We start from the raw sequence: 24,001 nt of genomic DNA on the forward strand, positions 1-24,001 counted from the left end.
GCGACCCGGTCGAAACCGGATCGCCATGTCATGTGTCAGCCGTAACGGTAAGGCTTGCCGGCCTTTTCCATGTCGGAATTGTACTTCTTGAGGATCTCGACGACCTTGCCGGTGCGCGGGGTCTGCTTGGCGACTTCCTCCCAGAACACATGCGCGGCATCTTCGACGGTCTTCCACTCAGCGTCCGGGATGCTCGTCAGTTCAAGACGACCACCTTCGGCGCGCAAGCGTGCTTCGCCCCCCCAGTACCAATGCAGGCGCTTGTAGTGCGACGAATCCATGCACATCTGCCAGAGCGTCTGCAGATGCGGCGGGACTTCCTTCCAGCGGTCGGCATTGGCGAAGAACGAACCGCACCAGCCGCCGGAGACGTTGTTGGTGAGGAAGTACTTGGTCACATCGACCCAACCCGAGGTGAAGACCTCAGTGATGCCAGACCAGGCGATCGCGTCGATTTCACCCGTCTGCATGGCAACCGGAACGTCTTCGAACGGGATGGTGACAGGGACGACGCCGAACTGCGACAGGAACTGACCGGCCGTCGGGAAGGTGAAGACGCGCAGGCCCTTCAGGTCATCGAGTTTGGTGATCGGCTTGTTGGTGGCGAAATTGCACGGATCCCATGCGCCGGCCGACAACCACTTCACACCCACTTCCGTATAGGCTTCGTCCCAGATCTCGGCGAGGCCGTATTCGTAAAACAGCGTCGGCACGTCGAGGCTGTAGCGCGAGGCGAACGGGAAGTAGCCGCCGAACACCTTGATATCGACCGGCGAGTTCATCGAGTCGTCGTCCGACTGCACCGCATCGATGGTGCCGGCCTGCATGGCGCGGAAGAGCTCCCCGGTCGGCACCAGCTGGTCGGCCGTATAGAGCTGGATTTCCATCTCGCCGTTCGCCGCCTTGTTGAAGGCATCGACCGCAGGCCGGATGACGAATTCGGCAAGCGCAGCACCGGCATAGGTCTGCAGGCGCCAGGTGATCTTGGCGTTTTGCGCCTTCACGTAGGGCGCCGCCAGAACGGCGGGGGTGGCCATCGCGGCCGTCTTCAGGAATGAACGTCTGCTGTTGGTCATGTTGTTTCCCTCTTTCTTCGTTTCTCTGGAAGACCGCGGGAACCTCAGGTCCTGCGGGTAGTGCTTGTACCGAGCCCGTTTGCCGGGCCTCTTGTCATTCGAACGCTAACCTCGAAGATAGATTTGGCTCGGGAGCCAGGTTGCGATCTGCGGAAAGACCATGATGATCACCATACCGAGCAACATGATCAAAACGAACGGCACGACAGAGCGGTAGATATCGATTAACCGGAAATCGGGCGGCGCCATCGCCTTCATGAGGAACAGATTGTAGCCGAAGGGCGGGGTCATGTAGGCGATCTGGCAGGTGATCGTGTAGAGCACGCCGTACCAGATCAGCGCGTTGTCGATCCCGAGATCGAGCTTGCCGACGAGCGGGATGTAGAGCGGCGCGACGATGACCAGCATCGCCGTGTCGTCGAGAAACGCGCCCATGACCAGAAACGACAGCTGCATCATGATCAGGATCTGCCAGGGCGACAGGCCTATATCGTTGACCAGCAGGTTTTCGATCGCGCGCACTGCACCCAGTCCGTCAAAGACCGCGCCAAAGCAGAGTGCGGCCAGGATGATCCACATGAACATGCAGGAGATGCCGAGCGTCTGCTCGAGCACCCGGTTCCAGACAGCCTTCGTCAGGCGGCCCTTGTACCAGGCCGCGAACAAGGCACCCAGTGCCCCGACCGCCGAGCTCTCGACAAGGCTGGTTACGCCCATCAGGAAGAGACCCATCATCAGGAAGAAGATGACGAATGGCAGCACGCCGGCACGCGCAAGCTTCAGCTTCTCGACCATCGGCATGTCGCGCTCTTCCTTGGGAAGGGCCGGACCAAGCGTCGGATTGAGGCGGCAGCGGATGATGATGTAGATGCAGAACAGCGTTGCAAGCAGCAGGCCCGGGAACACGCCCGCGAGCCAGAGCTGGCTGACCGGCTGGCGCGCGATCATGCCGTAGAGCACGAGAACGACGCTTGGCGGGATCAGGATCCCGAGCGAACTGCCTGCCTGGATGACGCCCGAGACCATGATCTTGTCATAGCCGCGGCGCAACAGTTCGGGCAGCGCGATCGACGCACCGATCGCCATGCCGGCCACGGACAGGCCGTTCATGGCCGAGATCACCACCATCAGGCCGATCGTGCCGACGGCGAGCCCGCCTGGCATACCGCCAAACCAGACGTGAAAGGCCTTGTAGAGATCCTCCGCGATGCCGGATTCCGACAGCATGTAGCCCATGTAGATGAACAGCGGCAGCGTCAGCAGTGGATACCACTTCATAAGCTTCATGCCGGCCGAAAAGCCCATTTCGAAGCCGCCATTGCCCCAGAGCACGGCCGCAGCCACCACGCCAACGAAGCCGATGGTCGCGAACACGCGCTGCCCGGTCAGCATCGACATCATCATCGACGAGAACATCAGGAGCGCGATCATTTCATAGCTGAGGAAGTCGGTCACGCGATCGGCCTCCCGATGGCAACCGCCAGATCCTTGATGAAGATCGACGTCGCCTGCAGGAAGGTGAGCAGGATGCCGATCACCATGACAATCTTGACCGGCGCCATATAGGGGGACCAGGAGGAGTAGCTGGTTTCGCCGTACTGAAGCGCGTAGGTCGTGCTCGACACGCCGCCCCACAGGAGGAAGAACAGGTATACGAACAGCATCATGATCGTGATCACGTCAACGACCGCCTTGGTCTTCGGCGACCAGCGGCCATAGAGCAGGTCCATGCGCACATGGCTGTCGAGCTGAAGCGAATAGGCGCCGCCCAGGAGATAATAGCCAGCCATCACGAACTGCGCCATTTCGAGTGTCCAGTGCGCCGGCAGGAACATGCTCTTGGACAGGGAGGAATAGAGCAGGATGCCCATCATCACGAAGACGCCATACATGACGATCCGTCCGACGCGCCGGTTGAACGCATCGATCACGCGCACATAGGTCCTGATCGCCTCAGGCATGAGCCACGTCTCCCGTTTTTATCTTCAATCGCATGCGTTCCCTCTTTTTTCTCGTATGCGCTTGCGTTGCTATTTCAGCCCGTTCAGGGGTCGAAGGCACCAAGGGCGGCATTGATGAGCCGCGCCAGATAACCGGCCGCCCTCTCCTGCCCGTCCACATCCGCGATCAGGTCGTTCCTGACCTCGATCATGACATTCAGCAGACCGAACGGAAGAGCGTGAAGCCTCAGGCTGTGCGTCACCCCGTCGGCAGGACCATAGGGCTCGTTGCGCTCCACTCGGTAGCCCTCCGTCGCACCATTGAGCATGGCATCGGCGAGACGGCTGTCGTCGTCGTGCAGGATGCCGATTTCGACATCGCGGCGCTTTCCCATGTACACGGGTGTGAAGCTGTGGATCGTGACCAGAACCGGCGCCGCGCCCCGCTGCCGGCGAAGCGCGATCTCGCTTGCGACCCGGTCGTGGAACGGCACGTAGAGCGCGGCCGTACGGGCGAACTTCTCCGCTGGCGAGAGGTCGCGATTGCCGGGTATCTCGTAGATTTCGCTCACCTCTGGCATCGCCGAAGGCGATTCCGGAGGTCGGTTGCAGTCATAGATCAACCGGGAAAATCGCTGTGAAATCAGCGTCGCGTCCAAAAGCTCCGCCATGCGCTCGGCAACGGCAAGCGCACCGGGATCCCAGGCAATGTGGCTGATCAGGGCATCTGACGAAAGTCCGAGATCGCCGACGCTGGCCGGCAGTCGTCGCGATGCATGCTCGCAGACGAGCAGCACGCGGCCCTGGCTCTCCGGCCTGTGCACCGCCACGGCTGCGCCGTCGCTTGCCGCCAGGATGTCCGATCGCGTCAGCATGTAAGGTTCCCCGAGGCTGGAATTCGAGAAAAGAATTCTTCACCTTCCTGTCACTGTCAATCGTGTTTCTGAAAAAATCTCTTCACGAAAAGGATTGACCCGGCCGAACTCCAGGGCAATAGTTCTGAAAAAAGCGGCAGAAGCCGCACGCCGGGGAACAAGAAAGACATCCGTTTGAACGCAACGGCCAAAACCGTTTTCGACGCCATCCACGCGCGCTTCGGCGAGCTGACGCGCGCCGAACGATTGCTGGCCGAAAGCCTGCTCGACAACTACCCGGTGTCGGGCCTCGGCAGTATCACGACGATTGCCGAAAACGCCGGCGTGTCGACGCCAACGGTGGCGCGGATGGTTCAGAAACTGGGCTACAAGGGCTACGCCGAGTTTCAGGCGAACCTTCACCAGGAGCTCGAGGCAAGCCTGTCGAACCCGATCGCCAAGCACGACCGGTGGGCGTCGAATGCGCCCGGCATGCATATCCTCAACAGATTCGCCGACGCCGTGATGAACAATATGCGCCAGACGCTTTCGGGTCTCGACAGCGCCATGTTCGACAGCGTCGTCGACCTCCTCAGCGACCGCAAGCGCAACCTCTATTTCGTCGGCGGCCGCATCACCGGCGCGCTCGCCGAATATTTCTTCACCCATATGCAGGTCATCCGCCCTAAGACGGCGCTGATCTCGTCGAACACCAGTTCCTGGCCGCAGCACGTGCTCAACATGAGCGAGGGCGACATTCTGGTGATGTTCGACATCCGCCGCTACGAGGCCGACATGGCACGGCTGGCCGAGGCCGCCAGAAACAACGGTGTCGAGATCATTCTCTTTACCGACCCATGGACCTCGCCGGCAGCCAGGCATGCCCGCCACGTCTTCAAGATCGACATCGAGGCACCTTCAGCCTGGGACTCGTCCGTCGTCACGCTCTTCGTCGTGGAAGCTCTGATCGAGGCGGTGCAAAGCGCCGCTTGGAGCGAGACCCGCGAACGCATCAACACGCTCGAAGGCCTGTTCGAACAGGCCCGTCTCTTCCGCAAGCCTAAATAACCGACGAAAGGAATGACACACAGAAGATCGACAAAGATATCAAAGGGATGAGGGGAAACACCGACGCTTGCGGCACGCGTCTGGCTTCCGTCACACAAGTATCATCGAAGACGAATAACAGTCGCGCCGACACGCGACACCAACAAGGAGAAAGACCGTGTTCCAGAACATCACCCGCCTTCTTTCCGCTACGACGGCGCTCGTCGTGGCCTCCACTTCCCTCGCCGTGGCAGAACCCAGCGCAGAGCTGATCGAAGCCGCCAAGAAGGAAGGCATGCTGACCACCATCGCCCTGCCCCACAGCTGGTGCGGCTATGGCGACGTCATCGCCGGCTTCAAGGCCAAGTACCCGGAAATCCAGGTCAACGAACTGAACCCGGACGCCGGCTCGGCCGACGAAGTGGAAGCCATCAAGGCCAACAAGGACAACAAGGGCCCGCAGGCTCCTGACGTTGTGGACGTCGGCCTCGCATTCGGCCCGCAGATGAAGGCCGAAGGCCTGCTCCAGCCGTACAAGGTCTCCACCTGGGACGAAATCCCGGAGAACATCAAGGACGCCGAAGGCTACTGGTACGGCGACTACTACGGCGTTCTGTCGTTCATCGTGAACAAGGATCTCGTCGAGAACACGCCAGCCGACTGGGCCGATCTGCTGAAGCCGGAATATGCCGGCCAGGTCGCTCTCGCCGGTGACCCGCGCGCTTCCAACCAGGCTATTCTTGGCGTTCTTGCCGCTGGTCTCCACAAGGGAGCAAAGGCTGGCGAAGAATCCGGCAAGGCCGGCCTCGAATACTTCGCCGAGCTGAACAAGGCAGGCAACTTCGTTCCGGTCATCGCCAAGGCCGGCACGATTGCCCAGGGCGCGACCCCGATCGCGATCGCATGGGACTACAACGTTCTCGCATGGCGCGACGAACTCGCCGGCAACCCGCCTGTGGAAATCGTCGTTCCGAAGACCGGTGTTCTGGCCGGTGTTTATGTCCAGGGTATTTCTGCCTATGCACCGCACCCGAACGCTGCGAAGCTGTGGATGGAATACCTCTACTCCGACGAAGGCCAGAACCTGTGGCTCAAGGGCTACTGCCACCCGGCGCGCTTCAACGCCATGGCAAAGGCCGGCAAGATCGACCAGGCTCTGCTCGATGCGCTGCCGCCGGCTGAGAGCTATGAAGCCGCTGTGTTCCCGACCGTTGAAGAGCAGAACGCCAACAAGGCCGTCGTCACAGGCGGCTGGGACAGCGTTGTCGGCGCCAACGTTCAGTAAATCCGGCTGACATTCAGGCTCCGGTCCGCCTGGCGGACCGGAGCTTGCCATTTCCCCGCTTCTGCGCCTTACTTCATAAATTGTTTACCATGCCCGCCGCGAAGGCTCTCACATGACCCAAGCTCCTCCCGCACGCAGGATGCGTTTGCCCCTGACATGGCTGGGCATCATGCCCTTCGTGATCTTCATCACGATGTTCCTGATCCTGCCGACGATGCACATCGTCATCGGTGCGTTTCAGACCCGCGACGGAAGCTTCACCCTTCAGAACATCATCGACCTCAACTCCGGGACCATCCCGTCGAGCTACTGGATTTCGGTGAAGATTTCGGTTGCCTCGGCCGCGCTCGGCAGCCTCATCGGATTTGCGATGGCGGCGGCCGTGGTGTTCGGTGCGGTGCCGCGGTGGGTCAAGTCGCCCCTTCTTACCTTCTCGGGGGTTGCCTCCAACTTCGCCGGCGTGCCCCTGGCTTTTGCCTTTCTGGCCACCTTCGGTCCTGTCGGCCTGGTCACCGTCTTTCTCCGCACCAATTTCGGCATCGTCTTGCAGCGGGATCTCGGCTTCAACATCCTGAGTTTTTGGGGCCTGACCGTCACCTATCTCTTTTTCCAGATACCGCTGATGATCCTGATCATCACGCCGGCACTTGAAGGCCTCCGCCGCGAATGGCGCGAAGCTGCGGAAATCCTTGGCGCGACAGCGCTGCAATACTGGCGCATGGTCGCCCTGCCGATCCTGTTTCCATCCCTTCTCGGCACGTTCGCACTGCTCTTCGCCAACGCATTCGGTGCCGTCGCCACCGCCATCGCGCTGACCGGATCGAGCCTCAACATCGTGCCCATCCAACTCTATGCGCAGATCCGCGGCGACGTTCTCGGCAACCCGCACCTGGGTTACGCCATGGCCTTCGGCATGATCGTCGTCACGGCGATCGCCAACGTCGTCTACATCTGGCTGCGCATCCGCGCCGAAAGGTGGCTGAAATGAGCATCTGGGCACGCATTGCCGGCTGGGCCGCGCTGATCTTCGGCCTCCTTTACTTCTTCGTCCCGCTGGGTGGCCTCTTCGAGTTTTCGATGAAGGCCCGTCGCGGCGTCTACAGCTTCGACGCCTACGTCAAGGTCTTTGCCGACCCGCAGTTCCAGCAGACGTTCGGCTATTCCGTGATCATGGCGCTGGTGACGATCGTCTTCGGCGTTCTGCTCGTCGTGCCCACGGCCTTCTGGGTGAGGCTGAAGATGCCCTGGGCTCGCCCCTACGTCGAGTTCCTGACACTAATGCCGCTCGTCATACCCGCTATCGTCATCGTCTTCGGCTATATCAGGCTCTACAACACATCAAGCTGGCTGCCGCTGACGGGATCGGTGATCGGAACAAACCTGCTGCTCGCCTTTGGCTACACGATCCTTGCGCTGCCCTACATGTATCGTGCGGTCGATACCGGATTGCGCACCATTGACGTCGCGACTCTGACCGAGGCGGCGCAGAGCCTAGGAGCCGGATGGACAACGATCCTCGGCCGGGTCATCCTCCCGAATGTCATTCCGGCAGTGCTCTCCGGCGCTTTCCTGACATTTGCGATCGTCATTGGCGAATTTACCCTCGCCGCCCTTCTCGATCGCCCGGCCTTCGGCCCGTATTTGCAGCGCATTGGTGCCAACAAACCATATGAACCGTTCGCTCTTTCGGTGATCGCCTTCGCCATTACATGGGGTTGCCTGGCTCTGATTCAGCTCGTCTCCCGCTTCCAGAAATCCGCCCAGCGCCCGGCCTGAGGACATCCCATGACATTCCTGACCCTCACCAGCATCCAGAAGTCCTTCGGGCCGGTCAAAGTCGTCCATGACTTCAACATGTCGATCGACAAGGGCGAGTTCGTCTCCTTCCTCGGTCCGTCCGGCTGCGGCAAGACGACCGTGCTGCGCATGGTCGCCGGCTTCGAGACGCCAACGGCCGGCAGTATCGTCATCAACGGCAAGGACCAGTCGCGGCTGAAGCCGAACCAGCGCAACATCGGCATGGTGTTCCAGGCCTATGCGCTGTTCCCCAACATGAATGTGTTCGACAACGTCGCCTTCGGCCTGAAGATCCACGGCATGCCGAAGCCGGACATCCAGAAGCGCGTCAAGGAAATGCTGTCGCTCATCCATCTGGAACATCTCGGCGAACGCTATCCCTACCAACTGTCCGGCGGCCAGCAGCAGCGCGTGGCGCTCGCCCGCGCGCTGGCGCCGAAGCCGCAGGTCCTCCTTCTCGACGAACCCCTGTCGGCGCTCGACGCCAAGATCCGCGTGTCACTGCGCGAGGAAATCCGTCAGATCCAGCAGCAACTCGGCATCACGACGATTTTCGTAACGCACGACCAGGAAGAGGCTCTGTCGATCTCAGACCGGGTGGTCGTGATGAATTCAGGCCGGGCCGACCAGATCGGCACACCCTTCGAGATCTACAACAAGCCCGCAACGCGCTTCGTCGCCTCTTTCGTCGGTACGCTGTCGACCATCGACGCCACTGTCGTCGACAGCGCATCGGGCAAGGCGAAGATCGGTGAACAGGTCATCGACCTGAAGCAGGCGCTTCCCGCCGCGCAGGGCGAGCGCATCCAGCTCGCGGTGCGGCCTGAAGCCGGATCGATCGCCGATGGCGCGAAAGGCGACTTTGCGCTGGATGGTCAGGTTACATCGAGCCAGTTTCTGGGTTCGGTGATCCGTACCCGCATCAATGTCGCCGGCAGCGTCGTGTCCTTTGACATGTTCAACGATCCGGGGGTCAAGCCACCGGCCATCGGCGACATGGTGTCGGTGAAGGTCGACACCGCGCACGTTCACGTCCTGCGCGATTAAACCTCCGCCCCGATAAACCTTCTGCTCACGTTTCCCCGTCATTGTCTGCTGGCGGACAAAACGGGCAAGCCGAGGGAGGTGGCAGTGGCATCGGGATGGAGACACTTTTCCGATCTGTCGGAAAGGCATTTTCTGGAGGAATACCAGCGTCTTCGGCGCGGCTCTATAACCCGAAGGCAGTTTCTGCGCGCCACCGGTCTTGCCCTTACGTGCACGTTGATCCCCGGTCTCGTCAGGCGTCCGGCCTCGGCAACGGGCGATACCAAACAGTCGGTTCGCCTCGGCACTTGGCCGAACTATCATGACCCGGAAGTTCTAAAGGCCTTCACAGAGGCCACCGGCCTTGATGTCGAAATAGAGGTATTCGGGTCCAACGAAGAGATGCTGTCGCGTCTTCGCTCCGGCCGCGCGCGCTGGGACCTCTTTATTCCGACCAACTACACCATCTCCACCTATCGCGACCTCGACCTTATCGAGGAACTTGACGGCAACCGGTTGCCGAACCTCGACATGGAGATGGAGAACTCACGTTTCACCAGACCTGGCATCATCGATGGGCGCCTGTATGCCATCCCGCGCAACTGGGGCACGACGGGCATGGCGTTCAATGGCGACGTCGTGTCGAGCCCGCCGACGACGTGGAAGGATTTCTTCGAGCTCGCCGCGACGGAGGCAAGCGGCCGCACGATCGTCCATGACTACCAGCTGACGGCGATTGGAAACGCGCTGGTGTCGCTCGGTTACTCGTTCAATTCCGTTGACGAAACCGAACTAGCGGAAGCCGAAAAGCTCCTTCTGGCGCTGAAGCCCCACCTTCTGGCGGTGGACAGCGACTATCAGGCGGCAATGCGGGCCGGCGACGCATGGCTGTCGATGTGCTGGTCCAACGATGCCGCCCAGCTTGTCCGTGACGTTCCGGCCATAAGGTATCAGATCGGGGCGGATGGTGGCGAGGTCTGGACGGATTTCTACGCAATCCCAAAAAATGCACCAAATAAACGGGCGGGTTATGCGCTCCTCGATTTCCTGCTGGCGCCTGCAATCGCCAGCCGCGAACTGGCCAACAGCGGCGCCGGCGCCACCGATGGACGGGTGTTGCGTCTCCTGCCGGACGAACTGGTGAAGAGCCGCATCAGCTATCCCGATGAGGCCGCGCTCACGCCACTGGAATTCGGCGCTGCCGTGACGCTGACCAATCCGCTCCGCCAGGAAATCATGGCACGCTTCCGCGCAGCCTGAGCCTAAGCCTCAGGCCGGCCGAAGCCGGCGCCGCGTTTCCGACGGGCTTTCCCGAAAATTGGCGCGATAGCTCCGGGCAAAGGCAGACGCCGAGTTGAAGCCCGTGGCAGCCGCGATATCGGCAAAGGCAGCACGCGTCTCGATCACCTTCCGCCGCGCCGCATTGAGCCGGAGAGCCAGATAGTGCACGTGCGGCGACACGCCGACCGTCGTATCGAAAAGCAAGGACAGGTGGCGAGCGCTGACGCCCACCCGACGCGCAAGACGCGGCAGGGTCAGCGGCTGCTCGATATGCTCCTCCATCAACCGCATCGCATGGCCGACACGGACATCGACCATCCGGATGCTGCCGGTGGACGGCATCGCCGAAGCCGAAGCATCGACCCCACCCTGCTCGTGAATGAACTGCCGCGAGACTTCCAGTGCCAGCGAATACCCATGCCGCCGGCGGATAAGCTCAAGCATAAGGTCAAGTGTCGGCAGCGAGCCGCCGGTCGTGATGCGCTTCCCGTCGATCACATAGCGCTCGCGCACCGTTCGGATCTGCGGATAGGTGGCTGCAAAGTCATCATAATCTTCCCAGTGCGTCGTCGCGGAAAAGTCATCGAGCAGCGCGGTGTCGGCGAGGAACCAGGACCCCGATTCGACGCCCGCGACCAGCGAACGGTAACGGGCGGTCTTGGCAAGCAGGGTTTTGAGCGCGGATGTCGCGTGACGACGCCAGTTGTGGCTGGAGAGGACAAAAAGCGGCGCCGTCTCGCTTTCTGGTCGGAAGGCACCGCAGACCGGAACGGGGATGCCGCTTCGCGTCTCGATCGCCTGTCCGTCGGGACTGAAGATACGCCAGCGGTACAGTTCGAGTCCGCTGATCCGGTTCGCAACGCGCAGCGGCTCGATCACCGACGCGACCAGGATCAGGTTTGTTTCAGGGATGACGAGCAGGTCTATTTCCGTGCTCTCTCCCGCGAAATGCTGCGTCGCCATAATCGCTTCAGATCCGTTTATGTATGAAATGCAGCACAAAATGAAAAGCATCGCAAGCCGGATTGCCTCGTAATGCCCCTAGACAATAAGGGAGAACGACCGTGCCGCTAGCCATGAACCGCGATGTCTTTATCACCTGCGCCGTCACAGGAGCCGGCGACACGACGTCGAAATCGAGCCACGTTCCGATCACACCGAAGCAGATCGCCGAGTCAGCGATCGACGCGGCCAAGGCCGGCGCCGCGATCGTCCATTGCCACGTCCGCGATCCGGAGACCGGTGCCGCCAGCCGTCGCAACGAGCTCTACCGCGAAGTCACCGACCGGATCCGCTCGGCCGACATCGACGTGGTGCTCAACCTGACCGCCGGCATGGGCGGCGACCTCGTGTTCGGCGGCGTCGAGACACCTTTCCCGGTCAATCCCAACGGCACCGACATGGCCGGCGCCACAGAGCGCGTGTCCCACGTCGCCGAATGCCTGCCGGAAATCTGCACGCTCGACTGCGGCACCATGAACTTCTCGCTCGGCGACTATGTCATGACAAACACGCCGTCGATGCTGCGCGCCATGGGCCAGATGATGACAGATCTCGGCGTCCGCCCGGAGATCGAGGCCTTCGACACAGGTCACCTGTGGTTCGCCAAGCAGCTCGTCGAGGAAGGCATCATCGAGGACCCGGTCCTCATCCAGCTCTGCATGGGCATCCCGTGGGGCGCCCCAGATGACCTCAACACCTTCATGGCCATGGTCAACAACGTTCCCTCCAACTGGACCTTCTCGGCCTTCTCGATCGGCCGCAACGCCATGGCCTATCCGGCAGCCGCCGTGCTGGCCGGCGGCAATGTCCGCGTCGGCCTTGAGGACAACCTCTATGTCGGCAAGGGCCAACTCGCCACCAACGCACAACTGGTCGAAAAGGCAGTGCAGGTTGTGGAAGGCATGGGCGCCCGCATCATCGGCCCTGCCGAGGTACGCGAGAAGCTGAAGCTAACGAAGCGCGCACCGCGCGGTTGATCGGGTTCGAACACAACGAGACGGGGAATTTCATGACCAAGATCAGCAAGGCAGCCTGCATCGGCGGCGGCGTCATCGGCGGGGCCTGGGCCGCCCGCTTCCTTCTGGGCGGCATCGACGTCCACATGTTCGACCCGCATCCGGAGGCAGAACGCATCGTCGGCGAGGTGCTCGCCAATGCCGAGCGCGCCTATGCCATGCTGACCATGGCGCCGCTACCTCCACGCGGCAAGCTCGTCTTCGTCAAAAGCATTGAAGACGCCGTGCAAGGCGCTGACTGGATTCAGGAAAGCGTTCCCGAACGCCTGGAGCTGAAGCGCGGAGTGATCACACAAATCGATGCGGCGGCAAGCCCCACTGCGCTGATCGGCTCGTCGACCTCCGGCCTGCTGCCGACCGACCTCCAGCGCGACATGAAGCATCCCGAACGCCTGTTTGTCGCTCACCCCTATAACCCCGTCTACCTCCTGCCGCTCGCCGAACTCGTCGGTGGCGAGAAGACCTCCCCCGCGGTGCTCGAGGATGCCAAGGCAAAGCTCGCCACCGTCGGCATGAAGGGCGTGATCATCAAGAAGGAGATCGAGGCCTTCGTCGGCGATCGCTTGCTCGAAGCCGTCTGGCGCGAGGGCCTGTGGCTGATCAAGGATGACATCTGCGATACCGAAACACTTGATGATGTCATCCGCTACTCCTTCGGCATGCGATGGGCGCAGATGGGCATGTTCGAGACCTATCGCATCGCCGGCGGCGAGGCAGGCATGCGCCACTTCATCGCCCAGTTCGGGCCGTGCCTCTCTTGGCCGTGGACCAAGCTCACCGACGTCGTCGATCTCGACGACGCATTGACCGACAAGATCGCCAGCCAGTCAGACGCCCAGTCCGGCGCCTATGGGATACGCGAGCTGGAGCGCATCCGCGATGAAAACCTGGTCGGCATCATGCATGCGCTAAAGGGTGGCAATGGCGGCAAGGGCTGGGGTGCGGGCAAGCTTCTCGCCGACTTCGAGACCCATCTGTGGGCCAACGCCCCGAAGCCTGACGTCAAGCCCTCGTCCGAGCCGATCCGCCTTCTGGACACAAAGGTCAATCCGTCCTGGGTCGACTACAACGGCCACATGACGGAGTTCCGCTACAACCAGTGCTTCGCTGATAGCGGGGATGCGCTGCTGCGCCTGATCGGCGTGGACATGGACTATGTCGCGGCCGGCCACAGTTACTACACCGTCGAGGCCCATAACCAGTGGCTCGACGAAGGCAAGCTCGGCGATTCTCTCTACGTGAAGGCGCAAATCCTGCCTTGCGACGGCAAGAAGCTGCACACCTTCATGTGGCTGCACCGCGCTTCAGACGACGCGTTGCTTGCGACCTGTGAGCACCTCATGCTCCATGTCTCCTCAAAGGAAGGCAAGGTCGTCCCGCCGCTTCCGGCCGTCCTTCAAAAGCTCGAGCCACTGCTCGCTGCCCATGCCGGCCTGCCGCTTCCGGCCAGTGCCGGGCGTGTGGTCGGACAGAAGAAAGGTTGAGGGAGGAACGCCATGAATTTCGGGCTCACCGAAGAACAGGAAATGATCGTCAAGACGGTGCGCGACTTCGTCGAGACGGAAATCTATCCGCACGAGGACATGGTCGAGCAGACCGGCGAGGTTCCGAAGGAACTCGGCCAGGAGATCGCCCGAAAGTGCAAGGAGATCGGCTTCTTCGGTTGTAATTTCCCAGAGGAAGTCGGCGGCGCCGGTCTCGACCACACCACGTTCACCCTGGTCGAGCGCGAGCTTGGCCGGGGCTCCATGGGCCTCACGGTCTTCTTCGGCCGCCCCTCCGGCATCCTGATGGCCTGCAATGACGAGCAACGCGATCGGTATCTTCTGCCCGCCGTGCGCGGCGACAAGTTCGACGCGCTGGCGATGACCGAACCCGACGCAGGCTCGGACGTGCGCGGCATGAAATGCTTCGCCAAGCCCGACGGCGACGACTGGATCGTCAACGGCACAAAGCACTTTATCAGCCACGCCAATATCGCCGACTTCGTAATCGTCTTCATCGCGACCGGCGAGGAAGATACACCGCGCGGCCCAAAGAAGCTCATCACGTGCTTCCTTGTCGACCGCGGCACGCCGGGCTTCGAAATCCGAGAGGGCTACAATTCCGTGTCCCATCGCGGTTACAAGAACTGCATCCTGACCTTCGACAATTGCCGCCTGCCGAAGAGCCAGATTCTCGGCGAACTGCACAAGGGGTTCGATATCGCCAATGACTGGCTCTACGCCACGCGCCTGACGGTCGCCGCGACCTCCGTCGGCCGCGCCCGCCGCGCATTCGACTACGCGCTGAACTACGCGGCCGAGCGCAAGCAGTTCGGAAAGCCGATCGGTGCGAACCAGGGCGTTTCCTTCAAGCTCGCCGACATGATCACCGATATCGACGCTGCCGACCTGCTGACGCTGTCCGCCGCCTGGCGCCTCGACAACGGGCTGCCCTCGAACCGGGAAATCGCGTCGGCCAAAGTCTTCGCCACCGAAATGCTGGCCCGCGTCACGGATGAGGCGATCCAGATCTTCGGTGGCATGGGCCTGATGGACGATCTGCCGCTTGCCCGCTTCTGGCGCGACGCAAGGGTCGAACGCATCTGGGACGGGACGTCCGAAATCCAGCGGCACATCATCAGTCGCGATCTGCTCCGACCGCTAGGAGCGTGATGACATGATCAGAAGCCTCGACCGCCTCATTCGGCCCAAATCCATCGCCGTCTTTGGCGGCAAGGAGGCGGGCCGTGTTGTCGAACAATGCCGCAAGATGGGCTATGCCGGCGAGATCTGGCCGGTGCATCCCACCAAGGACGAGGTCCATGGCTATCGCTGTTACCGCAGCGTCGCCGACCTCCCCTCGCCCCCGGACGCCTCCTTCGTCGGCGTCAACCGGGCTCTGACAATCGAAATCATCGGGCAGCTATCGGCCATCGGCGCCGGCGGTGCTGTCTGCTACGCCTCCGGTTTCCGCGAGGCCGTCAGCGAACTGGCCGACGGCAGCGACCTGCAGGATGCGCTCGTCGCGGCGGCCGGCGACATGCCGATCATCGGCCCCAACTGCTACGGCCTCATCAACATGCTCGACGGCGCCCTGCTCTGGCCCGACCAGCACGGCATGGTGCGCACCGATCGCGGCATCGCCATCCTCACCCAGTCGTCCAACATCGCCTGCAATATCTCCATGCAGATGCGCGGACTGCCGATTGCTTATCTGATGACCGCCGGCAACCAGGCCCAAACGGGTCTGTCGACATTGGCAAAGGCGGTTCTGGAAGACGAACGCGTTACCGCGGTCGGTCTTCACATCGAGGGTTTCGACGATATTGCCGCGCTGGAAAGCCTCGCCACCCGCGCTCGCGAACTGAAGAAACCGGTGATCGCGCTGAAGGTCGGCAAGTCCGAAGCCGCCCAGAAAGCCACGGTCTCCCACACGGCTTCGCTCGCCGGCAACGACGCGGTTGCCACCGCCCTGCTCGAACGTCTCGGTATCCCGCGCATAGATACGCTGCCGGAAATGCTGGAAACGCTGAAGCTGCTGCACGTCTTCGGACCGCTGGAAAGCGCCGAGATTTCCTCGATGAGCTGCTCCGGCGGCGAAGCATCGCTGATGTCGGACGCCGGTGAACGGCACAAGGTCGTCTACCGCGACCTGAAGCCGGAACAGTTGAAACCGCTGCGCGAAAGCCTGGGCGAGATGGTAACGCTTGCCAATCCGCTTGATTACCACACCTTCGTCTGGGGCAATCTCGAACGCCAGACCGCAGCTTTCACGGCAATGATGCAGGGCGGCTATGCCTTGAACCTGATTGTTCTCGACTTCCCGCGCGCCGATCGATGCGACGGCTCGGACTGGCTGACCACCTGCAAGGCGGTGATTGCGTCCGCCCGGGCAACCGGGGCGCGGGCCGGCATCGTCGCCAGCATGGGTGAGAACATGCCGGAGGATGTCGCGCTGTCGCTGATGGCCGACGGTGTTATTCCCTTCTTCGGCCTCGACGAGGCGCTGACGGCGGTCGAAACCGCAGGCTTCATCGGTGCCGCGTGGCGCAAGCCGAAGCCTGCACCGCTTCTGCACGCGGCACCATCCGACGGCGAAACCCGTATGCTCTACGAGGACGAGGCCAAGGCCGAACTCGCCGCTTTCGGCGTTCCGGTCCCGAAGGGGGCCAAGGCCGCAACGCCCGAGGAGGCAGCGTCTGCATCAAGCTCGATCGGCTTTCCCGTGGCGCTCAAGGGGATGGGAATCGCCCACAAGACGGAAGCGGGTGCGGTGAAGCTGAATCTGAAGACGGAAAACGAAGTTCTTGCCGCCGCACGTCAAATGGCCTCCGTCGCGAGCGGTTTTCTTGTGGAAAAGATGGCGGCAAAGCCGGTCTGCGAGATCATCATCGGGGCGACGAGAGACCCGGTGGCCGGGCCGGTTCTGACCGTCGGGGCAGGTGGCGTGCTGGTCGAACTTCTGGAAGACGCCGTGACCTTGACGCTGCCGACCGATCCTGAAACGATCCGCGCCAACATCGCACGTCTCAAGATATCGAAGCTTCTCGCTGGCTATCGAGGCAATCCGCCGGGAGATATCGACGCGCTGGTACAAACGGTCGCGGCTGTGGCACAATATGTCGCAGCCAATGCGGCAACGGTGGAGGAACTGGACCTTAATCCCCTTATGGTTTTGCCTGAGGGGGATGGTGTGGTCGCAGTCGACGCCTTGATAAGGAAGAGGAGCTGACGCCATGAGCGAGCCCATCCGGACCCGCCGCGAAAACGGCATCCTCGAGGTCACCATTGACCGCCCTAAGGCCAACGCCATCGATCTCGTCACCAGCCGCATCATGGGCAAGGTATTCCAGAATTTCCGCGACGACGATACGCTCCGTGTGGCCATCATCACAGGCGCCGGCGAAAAATTCTTCTGCCCAGGCTGGGACCTCAAGGCAGCCGCTGCGGGCGATGCGGTAGACGGCGACTACGGCGTCGGCGGCTTCGGCGGGATGCAGGAACTTCGTGACCTGAACAAGCCGATCATCTGCGCGGTCAACGGCATCTGCTGCGGCGGCGGCTTCGAAATCGCGCTGTCCACGGACCTGATCCTGGCCGCAGAACATGCGACCTTCGCCCTGCCGGAAATCCGCTCCGGTACGGTTGCTGACGCCGCCTCGATCAAGCTGCCGAAACGTATCCCCTATCATATTGCCATGGATATGCTGCTGACCGGCCGCTGGCTGACTGTCGAGGAAGGCCATCGCTGGGGTTTCGTCAACGAGATCCTGCCTCCCGACAAGCTGATGGATCGCGCCTGGGAGCTCGCCCGCCTGCTGGAAAGCGGTCCTCCCCTCGTCTACGCGGCGATCAAGGAGATCGTTCGCGACGCGGAAGGCAAGGATTTTCCGACGGCGATGAACAAGGTCACCAAGCGGCAATACCGGACCGTCGACATTCTCTATTCGAGCGAGGATCAGCTTGAGGGCGCGCGCGCCTTCGCGGAGAAGCGCGATCCCGTGTGGAAAGGAAAATAGTCTGGACACACCGCCAGCAAGAGGAGTGCGGTGCAAGCCATTATCCGAATTGAGTTTGCATATCCCATTTTGGGCAACAACGAGAAATCCGTGTCACGAACACGATATCTGGGCATGACAACAGAGAAGGAACTGGGGAATGAGTGATTTTACCAATTATTTGAAGGGCCGTGTGTCGACCGGTGGCATGAGCCGCCGCGAGTTCATGGGCCGCGCCATGGCGGCGGGCCTGACGCTGACGGCCGCAAGCACGCTTTACGCAGCTGGCGCCGCCGCCCAGGAACCGAAGCGCGGCGGACATTTGAAGCTCGGCCTTGAAGGCGGCTCCGCCACCGACAGCAAGGACCCGGCGAAATTCCTGTCGCAGTTCATGTTCTGCGTCGGCCGCTGCTGGGGCGACATGCTTGTCGAATCCGAACCGCTGACCGGCGCCCCTGTTCCGGCCCTCGCCGAAAGCTGGGAAGCCTCTGCGGACGCTGCGACCTGGACCTTCAAGATCCGCAAGGGTGTCCAGTTCCATGACGGCAAGGAACTGACGGTCGACGATGTGATCGCCACCCTGCGGCGCCATACCGACGAGAAGTCGGAATCCGGCGCGCTCGGCGTTATGAAGTCGATCAAGGACATTGCCGCAGACGGCGACAACGTCGTCCTGACGCTGACCGAAGGCAATGCCGACCTGCCGCTGCTCTTGACCGACTACCACCTGGTCATCCAGCCGAACGGCGGAAATGACGATCCGCTCGCCTCGATCGGCACCGGCCCCTACAAGATGACGAGCTTCGAGCCCGGCATCCGTGCCACCTTCGAGAGAAACCAGAACGACTGGCGCTCCGACCGTGGCTATGTCGACTCGATCGAAATCATCGGCATGAACGACGCCACCGCCCGCATCGCGGCTTTGGCATCCGGTCAGGTGCACTACATCAACCGCGTCGATCCGAAGACGGTCTCGATGCTGGAGCGCGCCCCCAACGTCGAGATCCTGAGCACCTCGGGTCGCGGCCACTACGTCTTCATCATGCATTGCAACACCGCGCCGTTCGACAATAACGACCTGCGTCTGGCGCTGAAATATGCAATGGACCGCGAGAACATGCTGAAGACCGTCCTCGGCGGCTACGGCAAGGTGGGCAACGACTTCCCGATCAACGAGACCTACGCTCTCTTCCCGGAAGGCATCGAGCAGCGCGCCTATGATCCTGACAAGGCGGCTTTCCACTTCAAGAAGTCGGGTCACTCCGGCCCGGTTCTTCTCCGCACCTCCGAAGTTGCCTTCCCCGGCGCCGTCGACGCGGCGGTTCTCTATCAGGAAAGCGCAAAGAAGGCTGGCATCGACATCGAGGTCAAGCGCGAGCCTGGCGACGGCTACTGGTCGAACGTCTGGAACGTACAGCCGTTCTCGACCTCCTACTGGGGCGGCCGTCCGACGCAGGACCAGATGTACTCCACCGCCTATCTTTCGACGGCGGACTGGAACGACACCCGCTTCCTGCGTCCGGACTTCGACAAGATCCTGCTGGAAGCCCGTTCGGAGCTGGACGAGGCCAAGCGCAAGGACATGTACCGCGACATGGCGATGATGGTCCGCGACGAAGGCGGCCTGATCCTGCCGATGTTCAACGATTTCGTGAATGCCGCGACGAAGAACGTCAAGGGCTACGTCCACGACATCGGCAACGACATGTCGAACGGCTACGTCGCGACCCGCGTCTGGCTGGAAGGCTGAGTTCCGCACGCATGCGGGGCGATAAGCCCCTTATCGGTCGATCGACCCGCGGCAGTCCCTGCCGCGGGTCATTCCCGCTATAAAGGACCTGGGCAGACTGACCATGACCAACCTTACGGATGCCGGCGACGCGCCGGCTCGAAAACTGTCGGAGCGATATCCGCTCGCCGCGCTCGTCATCCAACGCCTGGCGCTGAGCTTCGCGCTTCTTCTGGCGGTTTCGGTACTGATCTTCGGTGGCGTGGAGGCGCTTCCCGGCGACTTCGCAACCACCTATCTCGGCCAGTCGGCGACACCGCAGGCGGTCGCCAACATCCGCTCCGAACTCGGCCTCGATCGCCCCATTACAACGCGCTACTTCGAGTGGCTCGGCGGCGTTCTTCAAGGTGATTTTGGCACCTCCTGGGCCAGCCGCAATTCCGTGACCGAACAGATCGGCAAGCGCCTCGGCAATTCCCTGATGCTTGCCGGCCTGGCCGCGGCGATCTCCGTGCCGCTGGCCGTCGGCCTCGGCATGCTCGCGGTCCACTTCCGCAACCGGCTGCCCGACCGCATCATCAACGTGGTCTCGCTGGCAGCGATCTCCCTGCCCGAATTCTTCATCGGCTACCTGCTGATCCTGTTCTTCGCCATCAACACCGGGATCGCCACGTTCCCCTCGACCGTGCACGACGGCATGAGTTGGTCCGACCGCCTGGCGGCGATGGCGCTGCCGACTGCGACGCTCGTGCTTGTCGTGCTCGCCCACATGATGCGCATGACCCGCGCCGCGATCCTCTCGGTCATGTCGTCGGCCTATATGGAAACCGCCGAATTGAAGGGCCTGTCCGCCTTTCGCGCCATCGTCAAACACGCCGCTCCGAACGCCATTGCGCCGATCGTGAACGTCGTGGCACTCAACCTCGCCTACCTCGTCGTCGGCGTGGTGGTGGTCGAGGTGGTCTTCGTCTATCCCGGCATGGGCCAGTACATGGTCGACGCCGTGACGGTCCGCGACATGCCGGTCGTCCAGGCCTGCGGTTTGATCTTCGCCGCCGTCTACATTTTCCTGAACATGCTGGCGGACATCATCGCCATTGTCGCCAACCCGAGACTGAGGCATCCGAGATGAGGCTGAAAGAAATCCCCATCAGCGCCTGGGTAGGCATTCTCGGCATCTTGCTGGCCTTCTTCTGCGCGCTTTTCGCGCCATTCATCGCCCCTTACGGCGAGCGCGAGATCGTCGGTAGCGTATGGGAACCCATGGGTGGCACCTACCTTCTGGGCACCGACAACCTTGGTCGCGACCTGCTGTCGCGCATGATTTACGGGGCGCGGACCACCCTCTTCGTGGCGCTCGCCGCCACCCTGCTGTCGTTCTCGATAGGCATCATCCTGAGCTTCACAGCCGCTGTGTCGCGCGGACTTCTCGACCAGTTTCTGTCGCGCTTCAACGACCTGATGATGTCAATCCCGACCCTGATTTTCGCGCTGGTCGTGCTCGCGGTCCTGCCGCAGAACCTGTTCGTGCTGATAGGCGTCATGGCGATCCTCGATTCCACTCGCGTCTATCGCCTCGGCCGCGCCGTGGCGCTCGATGTCGCGGTTATGGAATTCGTCGAAGCGGCACGTCTTCGCGGCGAAGGACGGCTCTGGATCATCTTCCGCGAGATCCTGCCCAATACGCTCTCGCCGCTGCTTGCCGAATTCGGCCTTCGCTTCGCCTTTTCGATCCTGTTCCTGTCCACCCTCTCCTTCCTCGGCCTCGGCATTCAGCCGCCGGCGGCGGACTGGGGCGGCATGGTGAAGGACAACAAGGACGGCATCATCTTCGGCATCTCCGCCGCCCTCGTTCCGGGTTCGGCGATTGCCGCGCTCGCCGTCTGCGTCAACCTGGTGGTCGACTGGCTGCTGAAACGAACCTCCAGCCTGAAGGGAGGCCGCGGCGATGCCTGAGCTCCTGTCTGTTCGCAATCTCAAGATCGAGGCGACCTCCTATCCTCCGGGCGAGCCGCCAAAGACCATCACCATCGTCGAGGGCGTCTCCTTCGATCTGTCCAAGGGCCAGGTCCTCGGACTGATCGGCGAATCCGGCGCCGGCAAGTCGACGATCGGCCTGTCTGCGATGGCATACGGGCGCGGTGGAGTACGCATCACCGGCGGCGAGGTGCTGCTCGATGGCGAGAACATTCTCGCGCTCGGCAAGTCCGGCATCCGCAAGGTCCGCGGCGCCCGGGTCTGCTACGTGGCGCAATCGGCGGCCGCCGCCTTCAATCCGGCGCACAGGCTCGGCGACCAGGTTATCGAGGCGAGCCTCAAGCACGGACTGATGTCACGCGAGGAAGCCAAGAAGCGCGCCGTCTACCTGTTTGGCGTTCTCGGACTGCCCGACCCCGAGCACTTCGGCGACCGGTATCCGCACCAGGTCTCCGGTGGTCAATTGCAGCGCGCCATGACCGCCATGGCGCTCTGCCCGAACCCCGAATTGATCGTCTTTGACGAACCGACGACGGCGCTCGACGTGACGACCCAGATCGACGTGCTGGCCGCGATCAAGCACGCAATCGAGGAAACGGACACGGCCGCCCTCTACATTACTCACGACCTCGCCGTCGTCGCCCAGATCTCGGACGACATCATGGTTCTCCGCCATGGCAAGACGGTGGAATACGGCACGGCCCAGCAGATCATAGAGGCGCCGGTGGAGGAGTATACCAGGGCGCTCGTCAATGTCCGCCAGACCGGCAAGGAAGAAGCAGCCGACCAGTCGAACACCCTGATCAAGGTCGAACATGTAACAGCCGGCTACCCGAACGGCTTCAAGGTTCTGCACGACGTCTCGCTGCACCTGCCGAAGGGACAGACACTTGCCATCGTCGGCGAATCCGGCTCGGGAAAGTCGACGCTCGCCCGTGTCATCACCGGCCTCCTGCCGCCGCAGGAAGGAACGGTGTCCTTCGAGGGCCAACCGCTGCCGAAGGCTTTGAAGGACCGCTCGCGAGACGATCTGAGACGCATCCAGCTGATCTACCAGATGGCCGATACGGCGATGAACCCGCGCCAGACGGTGCGTGACATCATCGGCCGGCCACTGACGTTCTACTACGGCCTCCACGGTGCGGCGAAGACGGCGCGCGTGAAGGAACTGCTCGAGCAGATCGAGATGGGCTCCGGCTTCGTCGACCGCTATCCCGCCGAACTCTCCGGCGGGCAGAAGCAGCGCGTGGCGATTGCCAGGGCACTTGCCGCCAAGCCCGAAGTGCTGCTCTGCGACGAGCCGACCTCGGCGCTCGATCCGCTGGTGGCCGAAGGCATTCTGAAACTGCTGATGCGCCTGCAGGCCGAAACCCAGCTCTCGTATGTGTTCATCACCCATGACATCGCCATCGTCCGCGCGATAGCCGACTCCGTGGCTGTCATGCACCGGGGACGGCTGGTGCGCTTCGGACCGAAGTCGAAAGTGCTCGCACCGCCCTTCGACGACTATACCGACCTGCTGCTGAAATCCGTGCCCGAGATGGAAATCGGCTGGCTCGAAAAGGCGCTCGCCACCCGCAAGATGGAGAGCGCGGGCAACTGACCCGCGCTCAATACTCGTTCGGAACCGTCAGAAGCTCCGCCTCCGGAACGTCGAGAAAACTTCGGACCGTCGGCGGCAATTGCCGCGACGACAGCGGCAATACTCCGCATCGCGACAACAGTTGCCGCAGGTCCGGCTCCGCGCCGACATGCCGCCAGATCATGCGGGACGCATAGGGAAGATTGCCCTTGCGCCAGGAAACGCCCATAGTCGTTCCCCTGAGATAGGCCTTCTGGTGGATCTCGAACGGTAGCAGGATCGTCTGCGACAGCATCGTATTGATGCCCCTCGCCCGCTCGTAGATAAAGATACGATTGCGCAGGAAGGCGGCGAGGCCGACATATTTCGTATCCTGCCGGATTTCCCTTTCCCGGTCCCTTATCCGCTCGACCGTCTTCACATGCATTTGGCCGTTGTGCTCGTAAAGCCGGCTGCAGGAGCAAACGGCAAGGCCGGGCCAGGACAGCGACAGATGATAGGTCTGGTAATAGCCGGCATGCTTTCGAAGCGCCGCGAGATCGCCCGGAAGTCCTTTGAGGAGGTCGGTGGCCTCGGCCCCGCCGCGCTCAGGCCGGTGCAGCTTCTCGCCGAATACCCTGGTAGACAACGAGAAATCCGAGGCGGAGAGTCCGAAGAAGGCGGCGATCCGTGCCAGGTTGTGCGGCGACGGTCTCGTTTCGCCATTGATGTAGCGGTTGAACTGCTGCCGGTTGATGCCGACCTCGCGGCAGATGTGAGAGATCGAGCGCTGTGTCGCACACGCCGTTTTGAGATTTTCGATGAAGACATCCATGGCGTGACAGACCGCAAGAAGACAACCGGTACGGTAGCGTAAATTCGCTTAAATATGCTTCATATAGCGAAATTGTGTGGCGCACCACTCGGA

The 24,001-nt window shown here is 62.0% G+C and carries 21 protein-coding genes; 15 read left to right on the plus strand and 6 right to left on the minus strand.

The annotated features are described in order from the left end of the window. Positions 1-35 precede the first annotated feature (35 nt). The 4 genes from J5J09_RS14120 to J5J09_RS14135 form a co-directional block, all read right to left on the minus strand. Positions 36-1,076 (minus strand): TRAP transporter substrate-binding protein, encoded by a 1,041-nt coding sequence (locus J5J09_RS14120; RefSeq protein ID WP_208551524.1) that lies wholly within the window; start codon positions 1,074-1,076, stop codon positions 36-38. A 105-nt stretch (positions 1,077-1,181) separates the two neighbouring features. After that, positions 1,182-2,507: a TRAP transporter large permease subunit gene (locus J5J09_RS14125; RefSeq protein ID WP_208553589.1), complete on the minus strand. Its 1,326-nt coding sequence runs from the start codon at positions 2,505-2,507 to the stop codon at positions 1,182-1,184. A 20-nt stretch (positions 2,508-2,527) separates the two neighbouring features. Further along, positions 2,528-3,037 (minus strand): TRAP transporter small permease subunit, encoded by a 510-nt coding sequence (locus J5J09_RS14130; protein ID WP_208551525.1) that lies wholly within the window; start codon positions 3,035-3,037, stop codon positions 2,528-2,530. A gap of 83 nt (positions 3,038-3,120) precedes the next feature. After that, the gene (locus J5J09_RS14135) at positions 3,121-3,891 is read right to left on the minus strand and encodes an N-formylglutamate amidohydrolase (protein WP_208551526.1); all 771 of its coding nucleotides are present in this window, start codon (positions 3,889-3,891) and stop codon (positions 3,121-3,123) included. A gap of 174 nt (positions 3,892-4,065) precedes the next feature. Here J5J09_RS14135 and J5J09_RS14140 point away from each other — a divergent pair, with 174 nt between their 5' ends. From J5J09_RS14140 to J5J09_RS14165, 6 genes are all read left to right on the plus strand, one after another. Then, positions 4,066-4,938 (plus strand): MurR/RpiR family transcriptional regulator, encoded by an 873-nt coding sequence (locus J5J09_RS14140; RefSeq protein WP_208551527.1) that lies wholly within the window; start codon positions 4,066-4,068, stop codon positions 4,936-4,938. A gap of 157 nt (positions 4,939-5,095) precedes the next feature. Further along, the gene (locus J5J09_RS14145; RefSeq protein WP_208551528.1) at positions 5,096-6,202 is read left to right on the plus strand and encodes an ABC transporter substrate-binding protein; all 1,107 of its coding nucleotides are present in this window, start codon (positions 5,096-5,098) and stop codon (positions 6,200-6,202) included. Positions 6,203-6,314: 112 nt separating this feature from the next. Beyond that, positions 6,315-7,190: an ABC transporter permease subunit gene (locus J5J09_RS14150; protein ID WP_246745845.1), complete on the plus strand. Its 876-nt coding sequence runs from the start codon at positions 6,315-6,317 to the stop codon at positions 7,188-7,190. Then, the gene (locus J5J09_RS14155) at positions 7,187-7,978 is read left to right on the plus strand and encodes an ABC transporter permease (protein WP_208551529.1); all 792 of its coding nucleotides are present in this window, start codon (positions 7,187-7,189) and stop codon (positions 7,976-7,978) included. The genes J5J09_RS14150 and J5J09_RS14155 overlap by 4 nt, the downstream gene beginning before the upstream one ends. 9 nt (positions 7,979-7,987) lie before the next feature. Beyond that, positions 7,988-9,046, plus strand: coding sequence for an ABC transporter ATP-binding protein (locus J5J09_RS14160; protein ID WP_208551530.1), 1,059 nt, complete (start codon positions 7,988-7,990; stop codon positions 9,044-9,046). Positions 9,047-9,130: 84 nt separating this feature from the next. After that, a complete protein-coding gene (locus J5J09_RS14165) occupies positions 9,131-10,285 on the plus strand; it encodes an extracellular solute-binding protein (protein ID WP_208551531.1) in 1,155 nt (384 codons plus the stop codon). 9 nt (positions 10,286-10,294) lie between these two features. On the opposite strand, the gene J5J09_RS14170 is transcribed toward J5J09_RS14165, so the two are convergent. Further along, complete coding sequence (locus J5J09_RS14170) at positions 10,295-11,269, minus strand: GlxA family transcriptional regulator (RefSeq protein WP_208551532.1); 975 nt, start codon at positions 11,267-11,269, stop codon at positions 10,295-10,297. Positions 11,270-11,370: 101 nt separating this feature from the next. Between J5J09_RS14170 and J5J09_RS14175 the strand changes: the two genes are divergently transcribed. From J5J09_RS14175 to J5J09_RS14215, 9 genes are all read left to right on the plus strand, one after another. Next, complete coding sequence (locus tag J5J09_RS14175) at positions 11,371-12,285, plus strand: 3-keto-5-aminohexanoate cleavage protein (RefSeq protein ID WP_208551533.1); 915 nt, start codon at positions 11,371-11,373, stop codon at positions 12,283-12,285. A gap of 32 nt (positions 12,286-12,317) precedes the next feature. Further along, positions 12,318-13,808: a carnitine 3-dehydrogenase gene (locus J5J09_RS14180; protein WP_208551534.1), complete on the plus strand. Its 1,491-nt coding sequence runs from the start codon at positions 12,318-12,320 to the stop codon at positions 13,806-13,808. A 12-nt stretch (positions 13,809-13,820) separates the two neighbouring features. Then, a complete protein-coding gene (locus J5J09_RS14185) occupies positions 13,821-14,981 on the plus strand; it encodes an acyl-CoA dehydrogenase family protein (protein WP_208551535.1) in 1,161 nt (386 codons plus the stop codon). Positions 14,982-14,985: 4 nt separating this feature from the next. Beyond that, positions 14,986-17,040, plus strand: a complete 2,055-nt coding sequence (locus J5J09_RS14190) for an acetate--CoA ligase family protein (protein ID WP_208551536.1) — start codon at positions 14,986-14,988, stop codon at positions 17,038-17,040. A gap of 4 nt (positions 17,041-17,044) precedes the next feature. Further along, a complete protein-coding gene (locus J5J09_RS14195) occupies positions 17,045-17,827 on the plus strand; it encodes a carnitinyl-CoA dehydratase (protein ID WP_208551537.1) in 783 nt (260 codons plus the stop codon). Between the two features lie 139 nt (positions 17,828-17,966). After that, entirely contained in the window at positions 17,967-19,556 is a 1,590-nt protein-coding gene (locus J5J09_RS14200) for an ABC transporter substrate-binding protein (protein WP_208551538.1), read from the plus strand. A gap of 103 nt (positions 19,557-19,659) precedes the next feature. Then, positions 19,660-20,667 (plus strand): ABC transporter permease, encoded by a 1,008-nt coding sequence (locus J5J09_RS14205; protein WP_208551539.1) that lies wholly within the window; start codon positions 19,660-19,662, stop codon positions 20,665-20,667. Continuing rightward, positions 20,664-21,491, plus strand: a complete 828-nt coding sequence (locus J5J09_RS14210) for an ABC transporter permease (protein ID WP_208551540.1) — start codon at positions 20,664-20,666, stop codon at positions 21,489-21,491. Before J5J09_RS14205 ends, J5J09_RS14210 begins: the two co-directional genes overlap by 4 nt. After that, a complete protein-coding gene (locus J5J09_RS14215) occupies positions 21,484-23,115 on the plus strand; it encodes an ABC transporter ATP-binding protein (RefSeq protein WP_208551541.1) in 1,632 nt (543 codons plus the stop codon). Before J5J09_RS14210 ends, J5J09_RS14215 begins: the two co-directional genes overlap by 8 nt. Before the next feature lie 7 nt (positions 23,116-23,122). Here the strand turns inward: J5J09_RS14215 and J5J09_RS14220 are convergent, their stop codons facing one another. Further along, positions 23,123-23,908: a helix-turn-helix transcriptional regulator gene (locus J5J09_RS14220; protein ID WP_208551542.1), complete on the minus strand. Its 786-nt coding sequence runs from the start codon at positions 23,906-23,908 to the stop codon at positions 23,123-23,125. Positions 23,909-24,001: the final 93 nt, after the last annotated feature.

The organism is Ciceribacter sp. L1K22, assembly GCF_017599385.1.
Taxonomy (GTDB): Bacteria; Pseudomonadota; Alphaproteobacteria; order Rhizobiales; family Rhizobiaceae; genus Allorhizobium.